Source organism: Paenibacillus sp. JCM 9796 (genome assembly GCF_055379675.1).
The window spans coordinates 760,262-784,595 of the sequence record NZ_AP043723.1 but is presented as its reverse complement, the minus strand read 5'-3'; the positions used below and the strand labels follow the sequence as shown (position 1 = coordinate 784,595).

At 52.8% G+C, this 24,334-nt stretch carries 20 protein-coding genes; 18 read left to right on the top strand and 2 right to left on the bottom strand.

Going from position 1 to position 24,334, the window contains the following annotated elements; genetic code table 11:
• Window positions 1-46 precede the first annotated feature (46 nt).
• The 6 genes from ACZ439_RS03890 to ACZ439_RS03865 all read left to right on the top strand — a co-directional run bounded on the left by ACZ439_RS03890 (window position 47) and on the right by ACZ439_RS03865 (window position 6,289).
• Window positions 47-580, top strand: a complete 534-nt coding sequence (locus ACZ439_RS03890) for an FAS1-like dehydratase domain-containing protein (RefSeq protein WP_054795353.1) — start codon at window positions 47-49, stop codon at window positions 578-580.
• Window positions 581-629: 49 nt separating this feature from the next.
• Window positions 630-1,721 carry a CoA transferase gene (locus ACZ439_RS03885; RefSeq protein ID WP_464620644.1) on the top strand — a complete coding sequence of 364 codons (1,092 nt, stop codon included), beginning with the start codon at window positions 630-632 and terminating at the stop codon, window positions 1,719-1,721.
• Between the two features lie 68 nt (window positions 1,722-1,789).
• Window positions 1,790-2,950: a CaiB/BaiF CoA transferase family protein gene (locus ACZ439_RS03880; RefSeq protein WP_054798887.1), complete on the top strand. Its 1,161-nt coding sequence runs from the start codon at window positions 1,790-1,792 to the stop codon at window positions 2,948-2,950.
• Window positions 2,951-2,992: 42 nt separating this feature from the next.
• Complete coding sequence (locus ACZ439_RS03875) at window positions 2,993-4,396, top strand: FAD-dependent oxidoreductase (RefSeq protein ID WP_127606581.1); 1,404 nt, start codon at window positions 2,993-2,995, stop codon at window positions 4,394-4,396.
• Between the two features lie 187 nt (window positions 4,397-4,583).
• Window positions 4,584-5,627, top strand: coding sequence for an XdhC family protein (locus tag ACZ439_RS03870; RefSeq protein ID WP_155614182.1), 1,044 nt, complete (start codon window positions 4,584-4,586; stop codon window positions 5,625-5,627).
• 77 nt (window positions 5,628-5,704) lie between these two features.
• The gene (locus tag ACZ439_RS03865; protein ID WP_196426848.1) at window positions 5,705-6,289 is read left to right on the top strand and encodes a nucleotidyltransferase family protein; all 585 of its coding nucleotides are present in this window, start codon (window positions 5,705-5,707) and stop codon (window positions 6,287-6,289) included.
• A 45-nt stretch (window positions 6,290-6,334) separates the two neighbouring features.
• Here ACZ439_RS03865 and ACZ439_RS03860 read toward each other — a convergent pair whose 3' ends face one another.
• A complete protein-coding gene (locus ACZ439_RS03860; protein ID WP_464620643.1) occupies window positions 6,335-7,360 on the bottom strand; it encodes a cytochrome d ubiquinol oxidase subunit II in 1,026 nt (341 codons plus the stop codon).
• Window positions 7,353-8,714, bottom strand: a complete 1,362-nt coding sequence (locus tag ACZ439_RS03855) for a cytochrome ubiquinol oxidase subunit I (protein ID WP_201318884.1) — start codon at window positions 8,712-8,714, stop codon at window positions 7,353-7,355. The genes ACZ439_RS03860 and ACZ439_RS03855 overlap by 8 nt, the downstream gene beginning before the upstream one ends.
• A gap of 213 nt (window positions 8,715-8,927) precedes the next feature.
• Here ACZ439_RS03855 and ACZ439_RS03850 point away from each other — a divergent pair, with 213 nt between their 5' ends.
• The 12 genes from ACZ439_RS03850 to ACZ439_RS03795 all read left to right on the top strand — a co-directional run bounded on the left by ACZ439_RS03850 (window position 8,928) and on the right by ACZ439_RS03795 (window position 24,314).
• Entirely contained in the window at window positions 8,928-9,881 is a 954-nt protein-coding gene (locus ACZ439_RS03850; RefSeq protein WP_054795357.1) for an MBL fold metallo-hydrolase, read from the top strand.
• Window positions 9,882-10,221: 340 nt separating this feature from the next.
• Window positions 10,222-11,565 carry an LLM class flavin-dependent oxidoreductase gene (locus ACZ439_RS03845; RefSeq protein ID WP_464620642.1) on the top strand — a complete coding sequence of 448 codons (1,344 nt, stop codon included), beginning with the start codon at window positions 10,222-10,224 and terminating at the stop codon, window positions 11,563-11,565.
• A gap of 287 nt (window positions 11,566-11,852) precedes the next feature.
• Window positions 11,853-13,157: an RNA polymerase factor sigma-54 gene (rpoN, locus tag ACZ439_RS03840; protein WP_464620641.1), complete on the top strand. Its 1,305-nt coding sequence runs from the start codon at window positions 11,853-11,855 to the stop codon at window positions 13,155-13,157.
• A 114-nt stretch (window positions 13,158-13,271) separates the two neighbouring features.
• Window positions 13,272-15,239 carry a sigma 54-interacting transcriptional regulator gene (locus ACZ439_RS03835; RefSeq protein WP_127606565.1) on the top strand — a complete coding sequence of 656 codons (1,968 nt, stop codon included), beginning with the start codon at window positions 13,272-13,274 and terminating at the stop codon, window positions 15,237-15,239.
• 419 nt (window positions 15,240-15,658) lie between these two features.
• Window positions 15,659-16,936: an ABC transporter substrate-binding protein gene (locus ACZ439_RS03830; protein WP_127606563.1), complete on the top strand. Its 1,278-nt coding sequence runs from the start codon at window positions 15,659-15,661 to the stop codon at window positions 16,934-16,936.
• Window positions 16,937-17,032: 96 nt separating this feature from the next.
• Window positions 17,033-17,902 carry a branched-chain amino acid ABC transporter permease gene (locus tag ACZ439_RS03825; RefSeq protein ID WP_054798896.1) on the top strand — a complete coding sequence of 290 codons (870 nt, stop codon included), beginning with the start codon at window positions 17,033-17,035 and terminating at the stop codon, window positions 17,900-17,902.
• Window positions 17,903-17,906: 4 nt separating this feature from the next.
• Window positions 17,907-18,890, top strand: a complete 984-nt coding sequence (locus tag ACZ439_RS03820; RefSeq protein ID WP_127606559.1) for a branched-chain amino acid ABC transporter permease — start codon at window positions 17,907-17,909, stop codon at window positions 18,888-18,890.
• Window positions 18,891-18,894: 4 nt separating this feature from the next.
• Window positions 18,895-19,671 (top strand): ABC transporter ATP-binding protein, encoded by a 777-nt coding sequence (locus ACZ439_RS03815; protein WP_127606557.1) that lies wholly within the window; start codon window positions 18,895-18,897, stop codon window positions 19,669-19,671.
• Window positions 19,655-20,356, top strand: coding sequence for an ABC transporter ATP-binding protein (locus tag ACZ439_RS03810; protein ID WP_127606555.1), 702 nt, complete (start codon window positions 19,655-19,657; stop codon window positions 20,354-20,356). Before ACZ439_RS03815 ends, ACZ439_RS03810 begins: the two co-directional genes overlap by 17 nt.
• 18 nt (window positions 20,357-20,374) lie before the next feature.
• Complete coding sequence (locus ACZ439_RS03805) at window positions 20,375-21,442, top strand: zinc-binding dehydrogenase (protein WP_201318881.1); 1,068 nt, start codon at window positions 20,375-20,377, stop codon at window positions 21,440-21,442.
• A 16-nt stretch (window positions 21,443-21,458) separates the two neighbouring features.
• Entirely contained in the window at window positions 21,459-22,913 is a 1,455-nt protein-coding gene (locus ACZ439_RS03800) for an aldehyde dehydrogenase family protein (RefSeq protein WP_218029631.1), read from the top strand.
• A 48-nt stretch (window positions 22,914-22,961) separates the two neighbouring features.
• Window positions 22,962-24,314 (top strand): MmgE/PrpD family protein, encoded by a 1,353-nt coding sequence (locus ACZ439_RS03795; protein ID WP_201318879.1) that lies wholly within the window; start codon window positions 22,962-22,964, stop codon window positions 24,312-24,314.
• Window positions 24,315-24,334: the final 20 nt, after the last annotated feature.

Here is a 24,334-nt window from a genome sequence, read left to right as displayed (position 1 = left end):
CATGGACGACAACAGCCGCATCATTACCGTAAGGAGGATCTGTTGCATGAATTATATAACTTCAGAGGTTCGCTCCTTTATCGGACGCGAATCGCAACCGGTTGTCGCTTGGGACCCTGTGGAAACAGGCGCAATTCGCCGAATGGCTCAGGGGATTATGGACGACGATCCCGTCTACTGGGATCAGGACTATGCCAGCACCACGAAGTTTGGCGGCGTCGTTGCCCCGCCGCTTTATCCTATGCACGCGATCCGGCGACTTCCCGGCACGCCCGATCCCTTGGTGTTCAGCGATGCGGACCCCGACTATGACGGTGCTGGTCAATCGCACGGGGAAGGGCTGGGGCTGCCTCCCGTCCCGATTCCTTTAACGCGATTGATCAATGGGGGCAACGAGGTCGAGTTTTATGCCTTTGCGCGCCCGGGTGATCGGATTGTGGCGACAAGCCGGTACCGGGATATTTACCAGAAGGAAGGATCGTCCGGTCCGCTTGTGTTTGTAATAACCGAAACGTCCTATACAACCGAGAAAGACAGCGCGCTGCTGATGATCAGCCGGCGCATTCAAATTTTTCGTTAACGCCGAGTACGCAGCATGGAACCGGCGGTGCAGGGGAGGTTAGTCGGATATGTATCCGTTATTAGAGGGCGTACGGATTCTGGAGGTAGGAAAGAGCGATTCGGCGCGATATTGCGGTAAAATTTTGGCCGAATTGGGTGCGGAAGTGTCGATGCTCTCAAGCATCGGGACGGCTCGCGCAGAGCAACGCGACAACCAAAGTCAACCTGGGCGCACACGGGAAGTGTTCGACCGCTACCTGAACCAAAACAAGGCAGTCCGCACCGGAAGCGGGCGGCTGGCGGACGAAGAAGAAATCAAACGGTGGAGTGAAGAAGCCGAGCTGTGCATTCTAGGTTATGAAGCTGCCGATATGGCACACCTGCCGTCAGCATTGCTGGCCGGAGGCACGAGTGTCCTCGCCATTACGCCGTTCGGGCTGACAGGGCCGAACGCCCATGCTCCCGGCGGAGATCTTATAGCCAGTCACGCTGGAGGATATGCTTATCACCTGGCCTTTCCCAGCAGCTCTCCCGAGGACAATCCGCCTAAACGCGGTCCGGCCGGACAATCGCTATTATTCGCCGGGCTCATCGGCGCGGTAGCGGCCATCGGCGCTCTGCTTGGAACCGGGCGAGGCCAGCCATCGACATTCATGGACCTGTCGGAGCAAGAGGCCGTTGCTTCCTTATTATTCGAGGAATTAGCCGCCTACAATGAGGGCCATCTGCCCGCTGCGAGGCAGGTGGAGAACGCGGCGGAAGGTACGCCGGTTGCCGGAGGCTTGGTAGGCATTATGCCATGCGCCGACGGATTTGTCATGTGTTCCCCCCGCGAACAGCACCAATGGGATCGGGTTGTGGAATGGCTGGGTCGCCCCGGTTGGGCTGCGAGGCCCGAATTTGCAAGCCCGTCGTCAAGGATGCAGCATTGGTCTCAATTACAGGCCTATTTGAGCGAACAGACCCGTCACATGACGAAGCGGCAAGTTCACGAGGAGCTGCAGAAAAATAAGGTGGCGTGCTTCCCTGTCAATACGATTAAAGAAGCTTTTGCTATTGAGCAGCTTGACTTTCGGAAGTTTTGGCACACCTTGAATCCGGAAACAAGCGGACCTGCCGTCGTCTTGCCGGGGCTGCCTTTTTTGTTGAAAAGTACGTAGGTCTCGTTGATTGGCGACTCCTTTCATAAGGCAAGATTGCTCCAATCGAAGGGGAGGTAAGCAACCCGATGCTGCTTAAAGGTATCCGTGTGGTCGATTTTACTTGGGTCGTAGGAGGGCCGATTGCTACGCAATATTTAGGCCTGATGGGGGCGGAGGTCATTAAAGTGGAGTCAGCTACCCGGCCGGAATATCGGAAGCGAAGCGGATGGTTTCCTGCATTGAATGGTTCCAAGCTTAGCTGTACCCTCAATCTTAAGGAGCCGGAGGGCCAGGAATTAGTTAGAGAGCTGATTCGGAAGAGCGATGTGGTGGTTGAGAATTTCTCGACAGGGGTTACCGAGAAGCTGGGTATTGATTACGCACGGCTCCGTCCGATCAATCCGCGGCTCATCATGCTGTCGATGTCCGGTTTAGGGCGGGAAGGCCAGGCGCGGGATCTTCTCGGGTACGGATCGCTGCTGCAAGCGTACAGCGGGTGGACGTCATTGGTCAAGGAAACGGACTTGAGCGTCGAAGGGATGGGCGTCCGTCCGCCGTTGACGGATCATGTTGCAGGCGTTATGGGCGTGCTCGCCATATTGGCTGCGTTAAGGCGGCGCGACCAGTCCGGGCATGGAGCGTTGATTGACTTGTCCCTGCTGGAATCGATTATGACGCTGCTGGTCGAGCCGCTGATTGAGGTGTCTTTGACCGGCGAATCGCCCCCGGTGGTCGGCAACGGTTCGCCCCATGCCGCCCCGCACGGTTGTTACGCTTGCTCGGGCGAGGACCGGTGGATCGCTTTGGCTATCTATGATGATGACGAGTGGGAGCGATTGGCCGATTTGATGGGGAACCCGGAGTGGGCACGGTCTTACCGCACAGGCGCGGAACGTTTGGCAAATTCGGAGCTCATCGATCGCACAATAGCGGGGTGGACCCGGTCCTGGGATTGTCATCAACTGGCGGAGCGTCTCAGGGAAATTGGAATTGCCGCTGCAGCGAGCAGCTCTTTTCACGACTTAGTCGCGGATCCGCATCTCCTGGATCGGGGGTATTTCACTCCGCAAGGCGACCAGACCGGCACATGGGTCAGGGGGCTCCCCTGGATCGATTCGCGCATGCAGCGCGGACATATACGGCCAGCCCCCGGTTTGGGCGCCGATAACGAATATGTGTTCAGGCAGCTACTGCAATTGAGCGATGCACAAATGGACGATTTGCGTTTCCGGGGCGTCTTGACATAAGGCGCAGCTTCCATTCCGGTCAAACCAAGGGAGGGTCATGTCATGGAAAAACAGGTTGACTTCGATATTGTGATTGTCGGCTGCGGCGTCGCAGGAGCGGCTGCCGCTCTGTCTGCAGCGGAACATGCCAAGCAAACCGGAAAAAACGCGCGCATTGCCATACTGGAGCGGACCGATTATCACCATCGGGGCGGAAACTCCCGCTGGACGGCAGCATTCCTGCGCATGGAGAGCCTGGAACGGACAGCAGACAACTTTGTCGAGGATATGCTGTCGTTCTCAAGCTATTATTCGGATAAGAAATACATCGAAACTCTGGCTGAACATGCTGGCGAAACGCTCAAGTGGGTGCATGAAAAAGGCGTCGATTTTGACCACCTCCCGACGATGTTTCTCACTTCTTCCAAACCGCGTTTACTGCCCGTCGGCGGGGGGCGCGCCATTATCGATTGTCTCTTGCGGCGTGCCGAAGCGCTTGGCGTACAAATGATTTATGAAACGACCGCCTGGCAGCTGCTGCTGGACGATGAAGGCGCGATAGAAGGGCTTATGGTCCGCGTTAAGGGCGGAACCTCGTACCGGCTCGGAACGAGAACCGTCATTCTCGCAGCCGGCGGATTCCAGGGCAATCCCGAAATGATGGCGCAATATATCGGCAGAGACGCCCATCAAATTCCGACCATAGCGGAAGGCGGGCTGGCCAACAAAGGGGAATGCATCCGGATGGCGATGGCCATAGGGGCCAAAGGGGCAGGTCAGTGGGATTCCTTCCATGCGGAGCCTGTTGACCCGCGAAGCAAGCGGGAAGAGGCTACCGTCATGACATACCCGTATGCCATATTGGTGGACCGGAACGGCAGGCGTTTCCTGGACGAAGGGATCTCCACGGTGGATGAGCAATACGAATCGGTTGCGCGAACGATCTTCTATGACTTGCCGGGGCGAATGGCTTATATGGTGTCCGACCAAAAGATGTTCGCCATTCCGAATTACGAACGGGCGCTGCAAACCGAACAACCGCCCATCGAAGCGGACACGATTGAGGAGCTTGCCGGGAAAATCGGGGTACCGCCGGAAAATCTCGGTGAAACGGTGCGGGCCTTCAACGAAGCGATCCAGCCTGGACCTTTTTACTGGGACCGGAAGGACGGTAAACATACCAGCGGGATTACACCGCCCAAATCGAACTGGGCGATTCCGATCGATCAAGGTCCGTTTATCGCCTACCCGGTCATCTGTTCCAATGTGTTCTCCTACGGCGGCTTGTTCACGGACACGGATGGACGTGTATTAACGGGCGATAACGATGCCATTCCGGGTTTATATGCCGCCGGTGAAATAACAGGTCTTTATTACGGCAAGTATCCCGGGGCCACGTCTGTCCTGCGCGGGCTTGTGTTTGGCCGCCGGGCCGGGGCGCATGCGTTAGCCTATGGGCTAAAGTAGAATCGGTATGCGATTCCGCGTGCCGCCCTTCATGCCGCATTTGATGCGGCAAGGCTGCTCTTAATGGACGGAACAAGCGAGCTTATTCCGATGCTGTTCTGGGAAGACCGGCAATCGCTAGTGAGATTCCCGGAATTATCGGAGCTTGAGAAGCTGTATCAGGATTAAAACCGGAGGTAGAGTGACCATGAACGATGCTTACCGGATTTTAAAAAAAATGAAAGAAAAAAAGGAACAAACATTTGCTCAGGCGACGATCGTTCATGTGGACGGTTCGGCTTACCGGCATGCGGGAGCTAAAATGCTGATCGGGGAAGACGACAGTCTATACGGGACCCTTAGCGCCGGATGTCTGGAAGAGGATTTGGCTTATCATGCCCGGGAGGTGCTTCAGACCCGGCAGCCGCAGACGTTAATTTATCATTTAAAGGCCGAGGATGATTTATCCTGGGGACAGGGAGCGGGCTGCAATGGGAGTATTCAGGTGTATGTGGAGCCTTGCGAATGGGAAGCCAGGCCGCGCTTTCAGGATGAACCGGTATGGCCTCAAGTGGAATCGCTGCTGGATTCGGGTAACAAGGTCGCAAGTGCAAAAATAATAGGCGAAGATAACGGCCATAGCGTGCCGCTCTTTTATGCGGACAACGGCACGGTACTTGGGGACGCGGATCAAGAAACGAGGCGGAGAATCATCCCCGGACTCAAGAGGTTTTTGCAAAGCGGGCAAAAGCTGCAGGTCGTTAAGCCAGCCCATGCCGATGCCGATCTCCTGTTCGAATTGTATGAGCCCCGGGAGCAGCTCTATCTATTCGGAGCAGGGCCCGATGTAGAACCGATTGTCCGGCTGGCCTCCAGCCTGGATTTCTATGTTACCCTCATTGATCCCAGAAGCAGCCGCTGCAACAAGACGGTATTTCCGGCGGCGGATCGATGCATACCCGAACATCCGGAAGCTTATTTGCAAACGAATCCGATACCGGGGAAAAGCTATGTGCTCATCATGACGCACAGCTTTCAGCGGGATCGGCATATTTTACGTCATCTGCTTTCATCGCCCCCCTATTATGTAGGGGTACTCGGGCCTAGACGAAGGACAGAACGTCTATTCTTGCCCGATGCAATGCCGGACTGGGTTCATGCTCCGGTAGGACTGCGCATCGGCGCCGAAGGACCTGAAGAGATCAGTGTAAGCGTCATGGCCGAGCTGCTCCAAATCAGGAATCGAAGGTAACGCGAGTAAGGAGTGAAACCATACCGGATATGGGCGCGATCGGAGCGGTTATTTTAGCGGCGGGGATGTCAAGGCGAATGGGACAGCCCAAATTGCTGCTGCCTTTTTTGGGGAAGCCTCTTTTTCGTTACAGTGTGGATGCGGCTATCCAGGCCGGTTTGCAGCCCGTAGTGATAGTCGGAGGCAGCCGCATGGAGGAGCTGCTTCGGCATGTCGCGGACTGCGCGGACATCGAAGGCATCGAGAACAAAGATTATCAATCGGGCATGGCTTCTTCGCTTCAAGCCGGCCTGCAGGCGGTAAAGGGGCGTGCCGATGCCGCGATCGTATTTTTGGCGGACCAGCCTCTCGTAGCTCCTGTCGTCATCAACGAGATCGTACGGCATTATAATCTTCATCGCCATGAGGGGATTCGTATTGTACGACCCGAGTATCAAGGACGTCCCGGACACCCCGTTTTGTTCGATGCCGATTTGTTTGCCGAGCTGGAACATATCCGGGGCGATGAAGGCGGAAAATCCATCCTGATCAAACATCGTTCCCTGCTGCACGTCGTTCCATTCGCTAATGAGCAATGGGGGATGGATATCGACACGCCCGACGATCTGCGGAAGCTTGAAAAAATAGCTTATGCAGCTGGCGGTGAAGACGGGCCGAAGTGAGCTTCGGCCCGGTTATAGCCGTCATCGTTATAAGCGGTTGTCCGGCTATTCTTGGCGCAAATAACGCTTGTCCTTCAAAAACAGTTTCCAAAACAGGTAGAAAGCCGGGCCGAGAATGAGCAGTCCGATGACATAGGCGACAAGCAGAGCCCGGAATGTGCTGGGATTGGTGAACCCTTCCTCCACCGTCAAGTACGGATAGATGATGTACGGAAGATGCGAGAGGCCGTAGCCGATGCTGGCGAAGGCGTACTGGACGATAATCGCCGTGAACGCGACTCGCGGCACACCCGGCCCGCCATCCGGCCGGCCCCACAGCAAAGCCGTGTATCCAAAGACGAATGCGAGAATCGAGAAGATGAACCACAGGCTGTTGCGTTCGATGGCTTCCACGATCCAGTACGCCTCCGGCACCATGCCAAAGGTGGTGATGACCGCAAAAAACAGCGTGAAGGGACCGAGCCAAATCGCTGCTTTGCGGTACAGCCTGTAAGCCCCGTTGTCTCCCGATTCGTTGGAGTAATCGGCCAGAAACAACGCGGCCAGGTAGAGCTCGGTGGACAAGCCGAAGCCCAGGTGGGTCCAAAGCGTCCGGGAAGCCAGCAGCTGGCCGAAATGCAGCGAAGGCACGCCATCCACGATGTCGATGAAGCCGCCTAGCGAAATCGGCAGTACGGCTACAAGCAATCCGGGGATAAGAAGACCGGTCACGCCGGAGACGACGTTAAGCTCTTTGCCGTATCTTTTGGAGGAATAAGCGTATACCATAAAGCTGCTTCGGATCAACAGCAGGATCAGAACCAAGCTCACCGGCAGCAGCAGGGCGGTTCCCAGCATGGCGATGGCCTTCGGGAAAAAACCGACCAGCGCGACCACCACCAGAACGAGAAACGTATTGGTCACTTCCCAGGTCGGCGACAAGAATCGGTTCGCCAGCGCCCCCGCATTCGTCGCGTCGCTGCGGCCGAATACCATCCCCCAGAAGCCGGCCCCGAAATCGATGGAGCCCAGAATGGAGTATACGAATAACAGCAGCCAGACGAGCATAATCGCGAGTGTCGGTTCAGACATGAGTCCGTACCCCCTCATCGTCCAGCACCGGCATCTGCGGGTTCAGCTCTTTGGAGGCCGGATGGCGCTTGAAGTAGTAGAGCAGGACGAAAGCGGTCAGAAACAGCAGAATCACGTAAATGCCTACAAATAGCGCGAACAGCAGTCCCAGGTTGCCCGTTTTGGTGGCGGCATCCTTCGTGAGCTGCATGTGGTAAATCGTCCACGGCTGGCGGCCGGTGCAGCTGAAGATCCAGCCCGTTTCGATGCCGATAAGAGATAGCGCGCCCGAGCTTGCGAGAAGCCACAGCCCCCATCGGGGCAGCGTCCGCTTCAGCACGTAACGCCAAACCAGGGCGCCGAAGGACAAGCCGATGAGCACCATGCCGATCACGACCATAATATTGAACAGCGTATGAATATAAAGCGGCGGCCACAGCTCTTCGGGGTATTCGTTCAATCCCTTCACGACCGTATCGAAGCTGTTGCCCGCCAGGAAGCTGAGCGCCCCCGGAATTTCGATGCCGCCCTTCACTTCTCCCGATTCCGGGTCGGCCACCCCAAATATAGCGAGCGGCGCATGGTCCGTTGTTTCGAACAGTCCCTCCGCGGCGGCCAGCTTCTCCGGCTGGTAATGGTGCAGCATTTGCGCGGTGGCGTGCCCGTTCAACGCCGTGAACAACGAGAGCGCCCCGCCCACGACCAGCCCGAGCAGCAGGCTCCGGGAATGGTATTCGCGCTCTTCCGCCGATCTCCCCCGTTTCAACAGCTTATAAGCGGCCAACGACACGATGACGAACGCTCCCGTCATATAGGCGGAAGATAGGACATGCAGCGCCGTCGTATAGAGGCTCGGGCTGAAGATCGCCGCGATCGGGTCCACGTTCGAGACTACGCCGTTCACGAGATCGAATCCCCGCGGCGTATTCATCCAGGCATGGGCGTCTGTGATGAGGACGGCGGACGCACTGGCTCCCAAGGCAACGAAAAAGACGCTGACGATGCGAAGCAGCGGCGAGAGTCTATCCGCGGCGTACACATAGATCGACATGAATAAAGCTTCAAGCAGGAAAGCCCAGATTTCCACCTGAAAAGGCACGGCGATCACCTGGCCCACGATGGCCATAAAGCCGGGAAACAGCAAGGACAGCATGACCCCGACGATCGTGCCCGATGGAATCGCCACCCCCAGGATGATAGCAAAGCCTTTGGTCCAGCGCTTTGCCAGAATGGCATAATATTTATCTTTCCGGATATGGTACATCAGCTCCGCGAATAAGACCATGATGGGGATTCCAACCCCGAGCGTCGCAAAAATAATATGAAATGCCATTGAAGTGCCGAACAGAGCGCGGGCCAATACGACGTTATCCATTGTTTAAACGCTTCCCTTCAAACCACCGTTGGAATGTGTTCCTTCATCGAAGTTAATATGAACGGAAATGTCCCAGAATATGTATAAATATCCTGTAACGGATTTTCAAACCAACAAAGCTCGAAGAGATGATGATTGTTTATTCGGAACGAGGAGGATAGAATAGACAGAGAATGATTTTCGGGGAAGAGACGGAAGGGACGAGGGAAGTTCATGCTAATTCCAGTAGCAAGTCATATCGATAAAGTGGTCATTGCATTCCCGCAAGGCGGGGACGTCAATTGTTATCTCCTGAAGGGGGAAAGCGGGTACACCCTGGTCGATACGGGAATTCATTCCGAATCGGCGATCCAGCAATGGGAGAACGTGCTCGCGAACGGACTGACGATCGACAAGGTCGTGCTTACGCACACGCATCCCGATCATATCGGATTGGCAGGCTGGTTTCAGAAGCGCCTGGGGGTTCCTGTTATCATGTCGCGGATCGGGTACGAGACGATGCGCAAGGCCTATGAGCTATGGCTGGCCTATGCGGACGGCGAGAATGAGCCGTATCGGTTTTTACTGAAGCATGGCGGACCTGCCGTGCCGTACAAGCGAATGCTGCAGCAAGCGAGCGCCGGGTTTATGGAACCTGACGGACTCTTCGAGAACGGAGAGGAAATCCGCCTTGGCGACGGCATGTATGAAGCGTTATGGACACCTGGACATGCATTCGATCATTATTGCTTTTACGATCGCGAGAACGGCCGCCTGCTTGCAGGTGACCATGTGCTCGGCGATATTTCGCCCGTGATCACGCTTTGGTCCGATGACGGGGGAAATCCGCTTGAAGATTATTTCCGATCCTTGGAACAGATAGAGAAGATTTCGGCAGAGCTTGTCCTTCCTGGACATGGGGGGCTAATTTCCGATTTGAAGCAGCGGGTATCGGAGATCCGGGACGGTCATCATGTTCGCATGCGCCAAATCATCGATATTCTCGGAGAAGAGGAAATGACCGCGGGCGAAGTGAGCCGAATCGTATATAACAACCAGGATGACAACGCCCGATTCATGATGGAAATTCAGTCGTCGCTCGCCCGTTTGACTTACCTTGAATCGCGGGGAGAGGTGTCTTCACGGCTTCAGGACGGGAAGGTGTTATTTGGCATCGCCCGATCCTGACGTTGTTTTGTAAATCCATTGTCAAAAAATTGTCCAGGACTTGGGGCCGGTCGCCAAAAAGGACTGTTTCTGCAAGAAACAACCCTTTGGCTGGGAACAAGGCCGGTTTTCAAGAACTATTCCTACTTGACACATAGGATTTATTGAATTAGTATTATTCAAAATGCCGACTAGACCACTAGAGGATTTCAATTCAAAGTATCGCTTGAATTGAAATCCTCTTTTTTTATGAAGAACATCTTAAAATTCAGACAAACATGAAAACGACTGTGGAAAAAGCCCTCTTCATGAATAAAGAAAGAATGGATTATAGCGAAATCATCTTGGAAGGAAAAATCTCATGAAAAAGAAGAAAATGCATTTGCTCCAGTATATGATGCCGCCTGCCACTCATCATAGCAGCGCAACGTGGAAACACCCACGGAATATGACGATGACGAATGCCTTTCAATGGAATCGTCCGGAGATTTGGCAAGAGATTGCCCGCATCGCCGAAAGAGGCAAATTCGATGCCGTATTTTTTGCCGATACGGAAGGCATCTATTCCGAGTATGAGAACAGCTACAAAAGTGCCGTGCGCTATGCCTCGCAAGTACCGTGTTATGAACCGTCGGTATTGATGTCATTTATGGGTGCGGTAACCAAACATATTGGCCTGACCATGACGTTTTCGGTGGCAGGTTATCCACCATACATTCTTGCGCGAAAACTGGCCACGTTGGATCACCTGTCACGCGGACGTGTCGGCTGGAATGTCGTCACTGCTTTTCATAAGAATGCATCCGAAAACCTTGGGTTGAGTGTTGAACAATATCATTTATCCCACGATCAGCGCTATGATCGGGTGGATGAGTATATGGAGGTATGTTACAAGTTATGGGACAGCTGGGAGCCGGATGCGATCGTGATGGATGCGGAAAACAACATATTTGCCGATCCGGAAAAAGTGCATCCGATTAATCACGAAGGAAAATGGTTTAGCTGCAAAGGCCCACTGAATATTGATCGTTCTCCGCAAGGACACCCGGTCATCCTTCAGGCTGGACAATCGTCGCGTGGAATCCAATCTGCCGCCAAACACGCCGAGCTTATTTTTACCCTTCAACCTGATCGCGAAGCAATGAAGGCTTATTATAATCGTTTGAAAGAAGAGGCAGTGAGAGTTGGGCGCGACCCGGATGATGTCAGGGTATGTTTTGGGCTGCAAGTGTTTGTCGGAGAGACAGAGGAAATTGCCCGCGCCAAAGCTGCTCTACACAATGCTCTCGTTCCGGCTGAAGCGGGGGTAACGATCTTGTCCGGACACTTGGGCTACGATTTGTCCAAACACGGACTTGACGAATTAATTGCTGATTTAAAAGTGCCAGGTATTCAGGGAATGATTGACGCTTATAAAAACAGTAGCTCTGCAAATGCAACCATTCGCGAGGCAGGGATGTTGCATGGCCGTGGCGTCATGACTCCCCAGTTGGTTGGATCGCCAGAGCAAGTTGCCGATTGGATGGAAGAGACAATGAATGAAGTGGGGGGAGACGGCTTTCTGTTAAGTCCAGCCTATTTGCCCGGTTCGGTGGAAGAGTTTGTGGAGTTGGTTGTGCCGATTTTACAAAAACGCGGGTTGGCCAGGACGGAATATGTTGAAAACGGAACATTGAGGGATAATATGAGGGCGCTTAACGCCTAAAAACGCATTGTATCTACCAGAAGATCAAACAGGAGTTTAAAGGCAGTAATTTGAAAAACCTTTGCCGGAAATATGCGCCCGAGCGATCGGCAAGTGCGTCATATCCTTAACACGCCATAGTATGCGAGTCGCCTGAAAAGCAGGGGTGCAAAGACACCCCTGCTTTCACTTCGATTTTGACAGCTATTTTGAGAAAACAACCCTCCGGAATAATTAATGCTTCCAATTCCAAGGGTCGTTATATTATAATTAGCAAAAAAGAAAGCGCTAACAGAGGAGGCGGGAAGATGGAACTAGCGTTGACGTCCGCGCAGCACCAGAAGCTGTCGATCACGCCGCAGCTGCGGCAATCGATGGAAATTTTGCACATGTCCTCGCTTGACTTGAGCGAGTATATAAGGGAGCACACGGCCGATAATCCTTTTATCGAAATAAACGCCGATCCCTATAAAGCAAAGTTCGGCCCATCTATGAAATATAGAAGCCTCTCCCCGAATGAATGGTGGTTAAATAGGAATCACAAGACTGAGAGCACCCTGGAGTCGGCTCTTCTGGAACAAGTGAAATATTTGAACCTCGACAAAGTAACCTTCGAGTTATGTACGCTTGTCATCGGCAGTCTGGATGAGAGGGGATACTTGCTTCAACAAAAGGAATGGATCGTCGAGCGTCTGGGCGTTTCGATCGAACAGGTAAACCATGCGGTGCAAATTATACAAAGCCTGGAGCCCTATGGTCTGGCTGCTTCTTCGCTGGAGGAATGCCTGCTAATTCAATTGGACCAGCTGGGGGATACGGATACGTTAATTCGCGATTTGGTCCGGCATGATCTGATGAGCATTGCCAAAGGCAAGATCCAGCAGTTGGCTAAGAAATACGCGACGGATGCTGCCGACATTCAGCAAAGGATCGACCGGATAAGCAAGCTCAACCCAAAGCCAGGCTCGATATTCAGTAATGAAAATCCTCATTATATCATTCCGGATCTTGTTCTGAAGAATACCGGACATACGATACAACTATTCATCGAAGAACAATCCCTTCCCCAACTTTCATTAAATACCTACTATCTCGACATGATGAAACAAAACGATTCGAAGGAAGTATCCGGTTACCTGAAGAAAAGATGGCAAGCCGCCAAATCGGTGATGCAATGTATCGATCAAAGAAAAATGACGCTATTGAGAGTAGCCGGCGTTATTTTTGAAAGGCAATCCGAATTTTGCAGGAAAGGTCCGTCATTTATTCAGTCCATATCCATGAAGCAAGTCGCCGATATGCTGGACATCCATGAATCGACGGTTAGCCGCTCGGTCAACAACAAGTATGTCATGACGCCATGGGGATTGTATGAATTGAAGCATTTCTTTACCTCCTCCATTAAGCAGTCGGACGGGGAATCCGTATCCGCGGTACAGATGAAAGAACGGATTCGCGAAATCATCCGACAAGAAAATAAGTCGGCCCCGCTGTCGGATCAAAAAATTGCCGAGTATTTGCAAAAGGAAGGGCTCACGATTTCGCGACGAACCGTCACGAAGTATCGGGAGGACTTGAACATATTGTCGACCGCCCAGCGGAAAAAGTATTGAGCGGTTGCAGGGTTGGCTTCGGGCAGCCGCCGTCATCCATAAGAAGAGCCGTTTCCTTCCTTCCATGGGAGGCTGTTACCGGCTCTTCTTTTACGCTTGAAGGAGGGATCGAGTTTGTCTACGGTAATTTTTACTTCGCCCTATCATGAAATGACGGTCATGGCCCATAAAGTGGCTAAAGAACTGAAATTGGAAATGACGATTGTGGAAACGGCGCTGGACGAAGCGGTGGAGATGGTCCGACCGTTCGTTCATCGGGACGGAGATGCCATTCTGGTGAGCAGAGGGGCCACGGCCAACCTGTTGGAAAAGGAATTTCCCGCCGTGAAGCTGTTAAGGGCGGAGTCGACGGAGTTCGATGTCATCTGTGTGCTGCATGAAGCCAAGAAAACTGGGAAACGGACAGGTTTGCTCTGGTCCAAGGAAGAGGAAATGAGATATAAATTGGACCATCTCATCCAAATTATCGGCATGGAGGTTTCTTATTATTTTTTTGAGAATTCGCTTGACTTTGCCTATCAGGTGGACCGGGCTAAATATGACGGCATGGAGATTATGATCGGCGGAGGATTGCGCGGCAAGCAAATGTGTGCGGAACGGGGAATCGGCCATATCAACGTGATTCCCGGTCTATCGACGATCCAGCAGGTGTTAGCCAGGGTTTGCGATATTTTGCATACAAGGGCGAAGGAAAAGCAGGCCTCTGAATTTATCCAAACCGTCATCGATCTGTCTCATGAAGGAATTATAGCCATCGACGAGCATGAACAGATTGTGGTGTTTAATCCGAAGGCCGCGCAGTTTTTTGGCGTTCAGGCTTCCGAGGTGTTGTACAAGAAGTTGACCGAGATCCATGAATCCGCGAGGTTCGGCAAGCTGTTCGGCGGGCCGGTGAACAGTCTGGAGGAAATTCAAGAAATATCCGGCATCACGCTTTTGGTGAATCGGGCGTCCTACATGGTCACCGGCGAGAACAAAGGAATCGTCGTCACCTTCCGGGATGCGACTCAAATTCAAGAATCGGAGCAGCGCATCAGGCGCAAGCTGTACTCCAAGGGGCTAGTGGCGAAATATACGTTTGACGACATCTTATATACCAGTGTGCCGATGAACCGGCTCATCCAAAAAGCGAAAAAATATGCTCATGTCGATTGCAACGCTTTAATCATCGGCGAAAGCGGCACCGGCAAGGAACTGATGGCGCAAAGTCTTCACAATGCACATCCCGAGAGGAAAAACGGACCCTTCGTCGCCGTCAATTGCGCCGCGCTAAACGATCAATTGCTTGAAAGCGAATTGTTCGGATATGAGCCGGGCATGTTCACAGGCGCGCAAAAGCAGGCCAAGCCCGGTTTATTCGAGCTGGCGCACGGTGGAACTATCTTCCTGGATGAGATCGGTAAAGTTTCCATGGATCTTCAGGATAAGCTGCTGCGGGTGATCCAGGAGCGGGAGATTCGCCGGATCGGGGGGGAACGTAACATTCCGATAGATGTACGGGTCATTGCGGCCGTTAATGACGATATCCATGAGCTGATTGAGAAAGAGAAGTTCAGGTCTGACCTGTATTACCGTCTGGAGGTGCTAGTCTTGCCTATCCCACCGTTGAGGGACAGGATTGAGGACATTCCGGATCTGGTCAATTTCATGTTGAAAAAATATGCCCTCAAATACGGCAAGCGCGTTGCGCCTCTGCGGGAAGACCTGATTCGCCAATTGTGCGCTTACAACTGGCCGGGAAACCTGCGGCAGATGGAGAATATCGTAGAACGGTGCATGGTTATGGCGGACAATTCGGACGAATTGTCCACGGTTCTGATCCAAAACTTACAGGATGAATTCGGCAGAAACGAGGTCCGACAGGCTGATCCTCCGAAGGTTGACCAGCCTGACCCGGCCGATTCCCATACGCTTGCGGTAACCATTGGGACAATGGACGACATGCAGCGAAGCTTAGTGAAGCAGCTGCTGGAGAGAAGGGAGTATACCAAGACTCAATTAGCCAAAAAATTAGGAATCAGCAGAACAACCTTATGGAAATTGCTTCAGGAAGGCGACGATATCCTCATGCTGGACGGCTAGGCGGGCCTAACTGTTCGGCAGACGGTATGACATGGTGCGGTGATCTCTTCCCGGTACATGCCACGGAGAGGTCACTGTTTTTTTTCTTGGCTGTTCACTTTATTGACAAAGCCGAATCCTATTCACAATTTAAACAATAACCGTTTGTATGTTCATATATTTAACAGAATATGTTTAAAATGAGAACAATTCTGTCGTGAATAAAAAAATCCCGGTCATTTTTGTTGGCATGCTACTTGCTTAATAATTAGTATTAGAAGAACTTGCTTTGATAAAAGGGGCTTCTAGAGGAATGGGGGTGACGTTAACCAATTTGATAGCGCTTTCAATTCTTTCTTAAAGGTGGAACGACTGACTTGATGACTAGAGGAACAGGCAGGCAAGCGAGCGGGGAATTTCATTAAAATGGAGGTTCTGAGATGAAAAAGAATACATTATCCAAGCTTTTGGCTGTCGGTCTGGCAGCGGTGCTGACGTTAACCGCTTGTTCGGGGGGAAGTCCCGCAGGCGGCAGCTCCAAGAGCGGCGGCCCGCAAAGCGGAGGAACGGCACAGCTGGCCCAAGGGGTCTCGGAGAAAGAGATTCTTGTCGGTCATCTAGCGCCCCAGAGCGGTGTTTCCGCTGTCTATGACTTGATCCGGCAAGGGATTCAGGCCTACTTCAACTATACAAACGAACAAGGAGGCGTACACGGCCGCAAGCTGAAGCTGATTGCTTATGACGACGGGTATCAGCCGGCGAAAACTGTACAGCTTGTCAAAAGACTCGTAGAAGAAGATAAGGTATTTGCCTTGCTGGGCAGTGCATGCACACCGTGCAATGCGGCCGCACAGCCTTATCTTACGGAAAAAGGCACGCCCGTCATCATGGTCAGCACGGGAGCCAAGCGCTTCGTCGACCCGCCGGTTAAAAATTACTTCGGCTCCTCCTTTCTCAATTATCGCGTAGAAACGAAAGTGTTTATGGACTACACCGTGAATAAGCTCGGTAAAAAACGGATCGCGATCGTATATCAAAACGACGACTTCGGAAAAGAAAATTTGGAAGCCAGCCATGAGGCCGTGAAAAATTACCCCGGTGTTGAAATTTTAGGAGAAATTCCTTTTGTCGTATCCGATCCCGATATGAGCTCCCAAGCGCAAAAGATCAAGCAGCTCAACCCTGAGGCCATCATCATGTTCGGCCCGCCCAACCCGGTGGCCAACTTCAAGAAAGAACTGCATAAATACGGGATAAAAGATACTCCTTTTATTGTTTCTTCCATTGGAGCGAACGATCTTAATTTATTCAAACTGGCAGGAAGCGACGTCTGGGCGGGGACCATTAGCTCCGCGGTCATTCCTATGCCGGACGCCGTGGACGATCCGGGGATGAAGCTGTACGTTGAGCGTTTCTCGAAGGACTTCCCGGGCTCCTCCTACCATGGATTCGCCCAGTGGGGATGGTCCGCAGCGCAAGTCATGGTAGAAGGACTGAAGCGAACCGGACCGGACATCACTTACGATAAATTTTTCGACGCTATGCATACATTCGATAACTGGAAGGGATCCATGTATTCGGGCGTCACCTTCGCGCCGGATAACCATTACGGACTGACGAGTATGTTCATTACACAGGCCGTCGACGGGAAGATCATTCCGATTTCCAAAACGATCAACTTCAACCCGAAAACCAATGAGATCACTTATGAAAAATAAAGCATAAACAGAGCATCGCGGAACGGAAAGGAAGTGTCCGGTCTTTCAACGGACCGGACACGGCAGCAAGGTTAATGAAAGGCGGGATGGACGCATATGCTTCAACTCATTGTGAGCGGTCTTATTTTTGGCTGCATCTATGGACTCGCGGCTTTGGGGATTGTGCTGATCTTCAAAACCACGGATATCGCCAATTTTGCGCAGGGTGAAATGGCCATGATTACAACTTTTGTCAGTTTTATGTTTTTGACGAAGCTGGAACTCCCGTATCTGATTTCGTTTATTTTAGCTTTGGTTTTTGCCGGCATATTCGGCACTGTTGTCCACCGGATATTTATGAAACCGATTCAATCGGCGCCGCCCTTGAATCAAATCGTGCTGACGCTAGGGCTGTTTCTGGCGTTCAACGGGGTGGCCGGTTTGATCTGGGGGCACACCCCGGCTCCATATCCGCCGGCCTTTGCGGGAGACCCGTATGATCTGGGCGGCGTGTTCATCTCGATGAACGAAGTTTTCGTCATTGGCGTTACGGTGATCCTGATGTTTGGATTTTTCCTGCTCTTTCGCTTCACGGCAATCGGGCTCGCCATGCGCGCGTCCTCACAGGATAGCATGGCGTCGGAGTTGATGGGCATCAAAGTTTCCAGCGTCTTTACATGGACCTGGGGAGTAGGAACCGTCCTCGGCGGGGTGGCGGGAATGCTTACCGCTCCGTTCACCTTTCTTCAACCGAGCATGATGGCGGACGTGCTGATTATGGGGTTTGCGGCAGCGGTATTGGGAGGTTTCATCAGCCTTCCCGGAGCGGTTATCGGCGGCTTGATTATCGGCGTTTTTGGCAATTTGATCAGTTTTTATGTATCGCCCGAGATGAAATTGGTTTACACGTTCCTGCTGATCATCGTCGTTCTGTATATTCGACCGACCGGCTTATTTGGCGGAAACCAGTACTTGAAGAAGGTGTGAAGACATGCTGAGAAACCATTGGGTCAAAAAGGTCTTGCTGGCGCTGGTTGTCCTGCTGATGGCGGTCTACCCGCTGCTCGTTGGCTATTCGAACTATTTCCTGACGCTGTTCAGCATCACCTGCATCTATATTATTTCTTCGTTATCGCTCAACATCCTGGTCGGTTACGGGGGGCAGGTGTCCGTTGGTCATGCGGGATTTCTGGTGATCGGGTCGTATACGGTAGCCATATTAGGGGAAAGAGGAGTTCCATTCTTCGTATCCTTCCTGATGGCGGGCATCGTCAGCGGGGTAATCGGGCTGCTGATCGGCCTGCCCGCTGTGCGGCTTCGCGGTCACTTTCTGGCTGTGGCTACGCTCGGCTTCGGGCTGTCGGTGCCGTTGCTGGTTCTGAACTGGGATTCTTTAACGAAAGGCTATCAAGGCATGGCCGTATCGAGACCCGTTTTTCTATCCTCCGATATCGAATTTTTCTATGTGATCGTCGCCATGACGGTTCTCGTCACCTGGTTCATCCGCAACATTGTCGCAAGCAGTCTGGGCAGGGCTTTCGTGGCCATCCGGGATAGCGAGGTGGCGGCGCAGGCGATGGGCATTCATGTCGCGTTGTATAAAACCGTCATGTTCGTCATCAGTGCCTTCTTCACCGGATTGGCGGGCGGGTTGTATGCCTACTGGCTGGGCTACATCAGTCCGAGCGATTTTTCGGTGACCACATCCTTCCTCTTGCTGGCGATGATCGTGGTTGGGGGACTGGCCTCCATACCCGGCGCCATCATAGGCACGATTTTGTTTTCGGTGCTCCCTCATTTCACGGAACATCTCATTGGCATGCACAGCATCGTGATCGGTTCGGCGATGGCGTTAATTATTTTATTACGGCCGGCAGGGCTTGTGTCCTTGAAGGGGCTTTTCAAGCGGAAGCTGAATAAAACCGTGGCGGAAGACCGTAACTCATGGTTATCGCAACAGGCAGGAGGTGAATAGGCGTATGCTGACGTTCCGTCATGTAACGGTAACTTTCGGGGGAATTAGAGCGATCAACGACCTCTCGTTTGAAGTGCCCAAGGGGGTAATTTACTCGCTCATCGGACCTAACGGGGCTGGCAAAACGACCGTGTTTAATTGCATCAGCCGATTCTATACGCCGATGTCCGGGGAGATCGTATTCAACGGGGAAGATCTGAACAAATACAAGCCGCATCAAGTCATCCGGAAAGGGATCGCCCGAAGCTTTCAAAATGTGGAGTTGTTCAAAAAAATGACGGTCATGGATAACCTCCTGACGGGTTACCATCCCAGAATGAAGAAAAATATCGTCTCCATCGCTCTGAATTTACCGGCCAATCGGGCCAGTGAACGGAATGCGGTGAGAAAAGCGCATGAAGTGTTGGAACTGCTCAATATTTCCCATCTTGCCGGTGAAGAAGTATCGAACCTGTCCTTCGGCTATCAGAAGATGGTTGACATCGGGCGGGCGATGATGGCCGACCCGAAGATGATTCTGCTTGACGAACCGGTAGCCGGGATGAACCCGGTGGAGACGGAGCGTATCAGCCATCTTATTGTGCAATTGAAGAAGGAGATGGGTTATACCGTTCTGCTGATTGAGCATGACATGTCGTTGGTCATGAAGGTTTCCGATTATGTCACGGTCATGAACTTTGGGGAAAAAATAGCCGAAGGCCAGCCCAAGGAGGTCCAGAACGATCCGGCTGTCATTGAAGCGTATTTAGGGGAGGTGGATAGCTTTGTTAAAACTTCATGACATCCATGTTTACTATGGGCATGTCCATGCCTTGAAGGGTATTTCCCTGGAAATACCGCAAGGAAAGATCATTTCCTTGCTCGGGGCCAACGGCGCCGGGAAGTCGACTACCTTGAAGATGATTTCCCGTCTGATTCCGCCCAAGCAGGGAAGCTATGACCTGGAAAGCGAATCTATGCTGAAAAAAACGCCCAGCGATCTCGTGAAGCGCGGGGTGATACACTGTCCGGAAAACCGAAGGCTGTTCCCGCTGCTGACCGTTGAAGAAAACCTCCGCATCGGCTCTTTTACCCGAAAGGACAAGAAGGTGGCGGCCGATCTGGAGAAGGTGTTTGCCTACTTCCCGCGGTTGAAGGAACGGCTGAACCAATACGCCGGCACTTTAAGCGGCGGCGAGCAGCAAATGCTTGCCATTGCCAGGGCTTTAATGGGAAATCCGAAAATTTTACTGCTCGATGAGCCATCCCTTGGCCTCGCGCCCAATATCATTCGTGACATCTTCCAAATCATTATGAGAATCAATGAGGAAGGGACGATGATTCTGCTTGTGGAGCAGAATGTCCATTTGGCGCTGGAAATATCGCATTATACGTACGTGCTGGAGAACGGCAGAATCGCACTGGAGGGCGAATCCCGGCACATTAAAGAAAACGACAAAATCCGCCAGCTTTACCTTGGGGCATAAAGGATGAGGTGCTAGCACATGAAGGGTAAAATTGTTTATCAGACCGAACCGATGAAAATTGAGGTTCGGGAACATGAGTTTTCCGAGGAAGTCGAAGCGGGCTCCTTGCTGCTGGAGGTGCTTCAAACGAACGTATGCGGTTCGGAACTGCACGTGTTTAAAGGCCATCACCCTACCTTGAAGTGCGGAGTCATCGGTCATGAAATGATAGGCCGGATTGCCAAGCTGGGGGACAACGTAAAGACGGACAACGCGGGCAATCCGGTGCAGGTAGGGGATCGCGTCGTGCCGGTCTATTTTGTAACCTGCAATCAATGCAGAGAATGCTTGGCAGGTAATCTCCATCATTGCATTCATATGTATAAATACCAGGGGCAGAGCGGAACATTCGCCTCTTATTACACGGTTCACCACGATCAATATTTTTTCAAAGTGCCTGACGGCGTGTCCAATGCGGAAGCGGCCAGTGCGAACTGCGCTTTCGCCCAAATCTTATTCGGCCTTGACAAAATCCATATCAACCCGGGTGATTCCATCGTTATTCAAGGGGCCGGCGGATTGGGATTAACCGCTTGCGCCGTCGCCAAGGAGAGAGGGGCTAAAGTGATCGTGATCGACAGCGCGCCCTCGCGTTTAGTTACGGCTAAGAAATTCGGAGCAGATGAGCTTATCGATATGAACGCCTACGATACGCTGGATGCAAGAGTGAACCGCGTCAAGGAGCTGACCGGCGGCTGGGGGGCCGATTTTGGCTTGGAGGTAGCCGGCGTTCCCGATGCGTTTAGCGAAGGCATCCACCTTGTGAAGCAGAATGGCAAATATGTCGTCATGGGAAATATTACGCCGGGGCATACGACGGCATTTGATCCCGGTTTGCTGGTCCGGAAAGCCATTGAGATTATTCCTGCCAATCGCTATAACCCGGAGTATCTGTATAAGTCCTTGCAATTTTTAGAGAGAAACGCAGGAAAATATCCGTTTGCCGGCTTGTTGGACGCTGCATTCTCCTTGGAAGAAGCGACGCTTGCTCTGGAGAAATCCGCAAACCGTGAAGTAACGAGAGCCACAATTCTAGTAAATAAATAATAAGGAGTGAGGGCGAATGGATCGACAAATCGCTTTGCAGGAAACATATGGGCATTTCATTGGCGGTCAATGGGTGGAGCCGGCCAATCATCAATATTTTGAAGGGGTGGACCCTTCTACCGGGAACAAGATTGCGAGCTTTGCCCGCGGGAACAAGGAGGATATCGAGCGCGCCGTCCGCAGCTCGGAAGAAGGGTTTCAGGCTTGGTACGCCTTGAAGCCGAGTGCCCGCGGACAAATTTTAAACCGCGTGGCCCAGCTTTTGCGTAAATACAAACAAGATTTTGCTTACATGGAAACGATCGATACCGGGAGACCGCTCGTTTTTTCAGCATCTTTGGTAGAAACGAGCGCCAGGTATTTCGAATATTTGGGCGGGGCGGCGGACAAAATTTTCGGCGAGGTGATCCCGGCCAGCAACGAACACCTGACGTATACATATCGCGAGCCGTATGGGATAACGGGACATATTACGCCATGGAACGTGCCCATTACGCAGGCGGCGAGAGGAGCGGCCAGCGCGCTTGCCGCGGGGAATTCCGTCGTGATGAAGCCTGCCGAGCAGGCCTGCCTTTCTACGTTGGAGCTGGCTAAGCTTTGCGTAGAGGCGGGGATGCCGCCCGGCACTTTCAATGTGGTCACGGGCTACGGCGAGGAAGCAGGCGCCCCGCTCATCAACCATCCTGCGGTACGGAAAATCGCTTTTACAGGCTCGGTCGAAACCGGACAAATCGTCATGCGGGCCGCCGCCGATCGGATTGTTCCCGTTTCCCTGGAGCTGGGCGGTAAATCGCCGAATATCGTGTTTGATGATGCGGATTTACATCCGGCTGCGGCAGGTTCCTTGCGAGCCTTTACATTTAATACCGGCCAGGTGTGTTCGGCGGGTACGCGCTTAATCGTCCAGCGTTCGATCCTGCCTGCCTTTGTCGAACAATTAATTGAAGAAGCCCAACAAATAAAGATCGGGTATGGCATCGATAATCCGACGATCGGTCCTTTGGTTTGTGAAGAGCAGCTGCACCGCGTGCTCCGGTATGTGGAAATCGGCAAACAAGAAGGAGCCCGGTTAGTTTACGGCGGCAGCCGCATGCAAGAAGAGAAATTGAAAGACGGCTATTTCATGCAACCTACCATTTTCACGGATGTTACAAACACGATGACCATTGCCCGGGAAGAGATATTTGGCCCTGTCGTCGTCGTCATTCCCTTTGATACCGAGGAGGAAGCGATTCGATTGGCCAACGATACAGAGTTCGGTCTGGCGGCTGCAGTATGGACGGAAAATATACACCGGGGGCATCGTGTCGCCAAACAACTGCAGGCCGGCCAAGTTTATATTAACGATTACAGTCCGATCGATGTGGAAGCCCCTTTCGGAGGGTACAAGAAAAGCGGAATCGGCCGGGAAAAAGGCTTGGAATCGCTGCACACGTATACCCAAGTAAAAGCGATAAGCGTTAAGCTGTAAAAATTTCTTATACGCTCCGGTCTGGAGGGCGGTGGAGGATGGATCGATATGAGCTTGGTTGATGAGATGGCGAAGTTTACAGTAAGCGAAGCAGTCGGGAAGATCGGGGAGAACCACCGCCGGCGTGCGATTGAGCATATCCTGGATACCCTTGGCGTCGGATTGGCCGGAAATACCGATCCGATCGCTTCCAGCCTGCTAACCTATACAGAACGCCTGGGAGAGCGGGGAGGCTATACCCTGCTGGGGAACGCTGTTTCTGCATCGTTGTTACAAGCTGCGTTTGTAAACGGGATTCTTTGCCACGCCCTGGATTATGACGATTCGTCCTGGCGGCTGATTGGGCACCCGAGTGCCGTCGTTCTTCCTTCCGTCATGGCAACGGCAGAAAGCATGGATGCCGGCGGACGGGAGCTCGTAACGGCTTATTTGATCGGAACCGAAGTTTCCTGCAAAATCGGGGCAGCGGCGGAGCCGGAGCTTTATCAGGCCGGCTGGCACGCGACCGGCGTCGTCGGCGTTCTGGGCGCAGCGGCGGGAGCGGGGTATTTGCTTGGTTTGAGTCTCGACCAGATGATCCATGCTTTGGGGATAGCCGCGTCCTCGGCTAGCGGCTTGAGGCAAAATTTCGGCTCCATGACCAAGCCGTTCCACGCCGGAATCGCCGCCCGCAATGGAGTTAACGCCGCCTATTTGGCCCAATGCGGCTTTACCTCCAATCCGGAAGCGTTGGAAGGAAAAACAGGTTTTTTCGCCAACTTCGCCAATAAACAACCGGTGTTGAAAGAAAGCATGGGAGAACCCTTCGACCTCTTGCAGCCCGGTTTTTTTGTCAAGCCGTATCCGTCGTGCGCAGCTACCCATACGGCCATTGACGCCATGCTGTCGCTGGTCAAGGAGTATGGATGCCAAGCGGACCAAATCGAGAGCATCTATGCGGGCTGCGGTCCGGTCGGGCCGATCATGCTGGTTCACAACCGGCCGCTTCAAGGGACCGAGGGAAAGTTCAGCATGCCCTTTGTTCTCGCGGCCGCAGTGGCGGACGGCGAGGTGGGGCTGGATACGTTTACCGATGACAAAGTGAACGATCCGGTCATTCGGGCGCTCATGGAGAAGGTGGAATTTGGAATCGATGAGCAATATCGGACCCGAAGCGTGGAAGAGGCCCCTGCTCTCATTCGGGTCAAGCTGAAGGACGGGAGGGTGCTGGAAAGGAGCAAGCAAATGGCCGACGGCAGCCCGGAGCATCCCCTTAGCTATGAAGCGTTAATCGGCAAATACCGGGATTGCGCAGGGCGGGTACTCACCCCTGACCGTGTCGAACGCAGTCTGGAAAAGATTGTATTCCTGGACAGCCTGCCGCGTATTTCTTCCCTGACGACAGAACTGAGACCCGGCTGAGTTCCAGATAGGGATGTTCA

Coding starts and splice junctions, on each gene's coding strand:
- ACZ439_RS03890 (WP_054795353.1), top strand. CDS start 47: ATGAATTATATAACTTCAGAGGTTCGCTCCTTTATCGGACGCGAATCG.
- ACZ439_RS03820 (WP_127606559.1), top strand. CDS start 17,907: ATGCTGAGAAACCATTGGGTCAAAAAGGTCTTGCTGGCGCTGGTTGTC.
- ACZ439_RS03805 (WP_201318881.1), top strand. CDS start 20,375: ATGAAGGGTAAAATTGTTTATCAGACCGAACCGATGAAAATTGAGGTT.
- ACZ439_RS03795 (WP_201318879.1), top strand. CDS start 22,962: ATGAGCTTGGTTGATGAGATGGCGAAGTTTACAGTAAGCGAAGCAGTC.
- ACZ439_RS03870 (WP_155614182.1), top strand. CDS start 4,584: ATGAACGATGCTTACCGGATTTTAAAAAAAATGAAAGAAAAAAAGGAA.
- ACZ439_RS03860 (WP_464620643.1), bottom strand. CDS start 7,360: ATGTCTGAACCGACACTCGCGATTATGCTCGTCTGGCTGCTGTTATTC.
- ACZ439_RS03875 (WP_127606581.1), top strand. CDS start 2,993: ATGGAAAAACAGGTTGACTTCGATATTGTGATTGTCGGCTGCGGCGTC.
- ACZ439_RS03885 (WP_464620644.1), top strand. CDS start 630: ATGTATCCGTTATTAGAGGGCGTACGGATTCTGGAGGTAGGAAAGAGC.
- ACZ439_RS03845 (WP_464620642.1), top strand. CDS start 10,222: ATGAAAAAGAAGAAAATGCATTTGCTCCAGTATATGATGCCGCCTGCC.
- ACZ439_RS03815 (WP_127606557.1), top strand. CDS start 18,895: ATGCTGACGTTCCGTCATGTAACGGTAACTTTCGGGGGAATTAGAGCG.
- rpoN (WP_464620641.1), top strand. CDS start 11,853: ATGGAACTAGCGTTGACGTCCGCGCAGCACCAGAAGCTGTCGATCACG.
- ACZ439_RS03865 (WP_196426848.1), top strand. CDS start 5,705: ATGGGACAGCCCAAATTGCTGCTGCCTTTTTTGGGGAAGCCTCTTTTT.
- ACZ439_RS03830 (WP_127606563.1), top strand. CDS start 15,659: ATGAAAAAGAATACATTATCCAAGCTTTTGGCTGTCGGTCTGGCAGCG.
- ACZ439_RS03855 (WP_201318884.1), bottom strand. CDS start 8,714: ATGGATAACGTCGTATTGGCCCGCGCTCTGTTCGGCACTTCAATGGCA.
- ACZ439_RS03880 (WP_054798887.1), top strand. CDS start 1,790: ATGCTGCTTAAAGGTATCCGTGTGGTCGATTTTACTTGGGTCGTAGGA.
- ACZ439_RS03850 (WP_054795357.1), top strand. CDS start 8,928: ATGCTAATTCCAGTAGCAAGTCATATCGATAAAGTGGTCATTGCATTC.
- ACZ439_RS03825 (WP_054798896.1), top strand. CDS start 17,033: ATGCTTCAACTCATTGTGAGCGGTCTTATTTTTGGCTGCATCTATGGA.
- ACZ439_RS03800 (WP_218029631.1), top strand. CDS start 21,459: ATGGATCGACAAATCGCTTTGCAGGAAACATATGGGCATTTCATTGGC.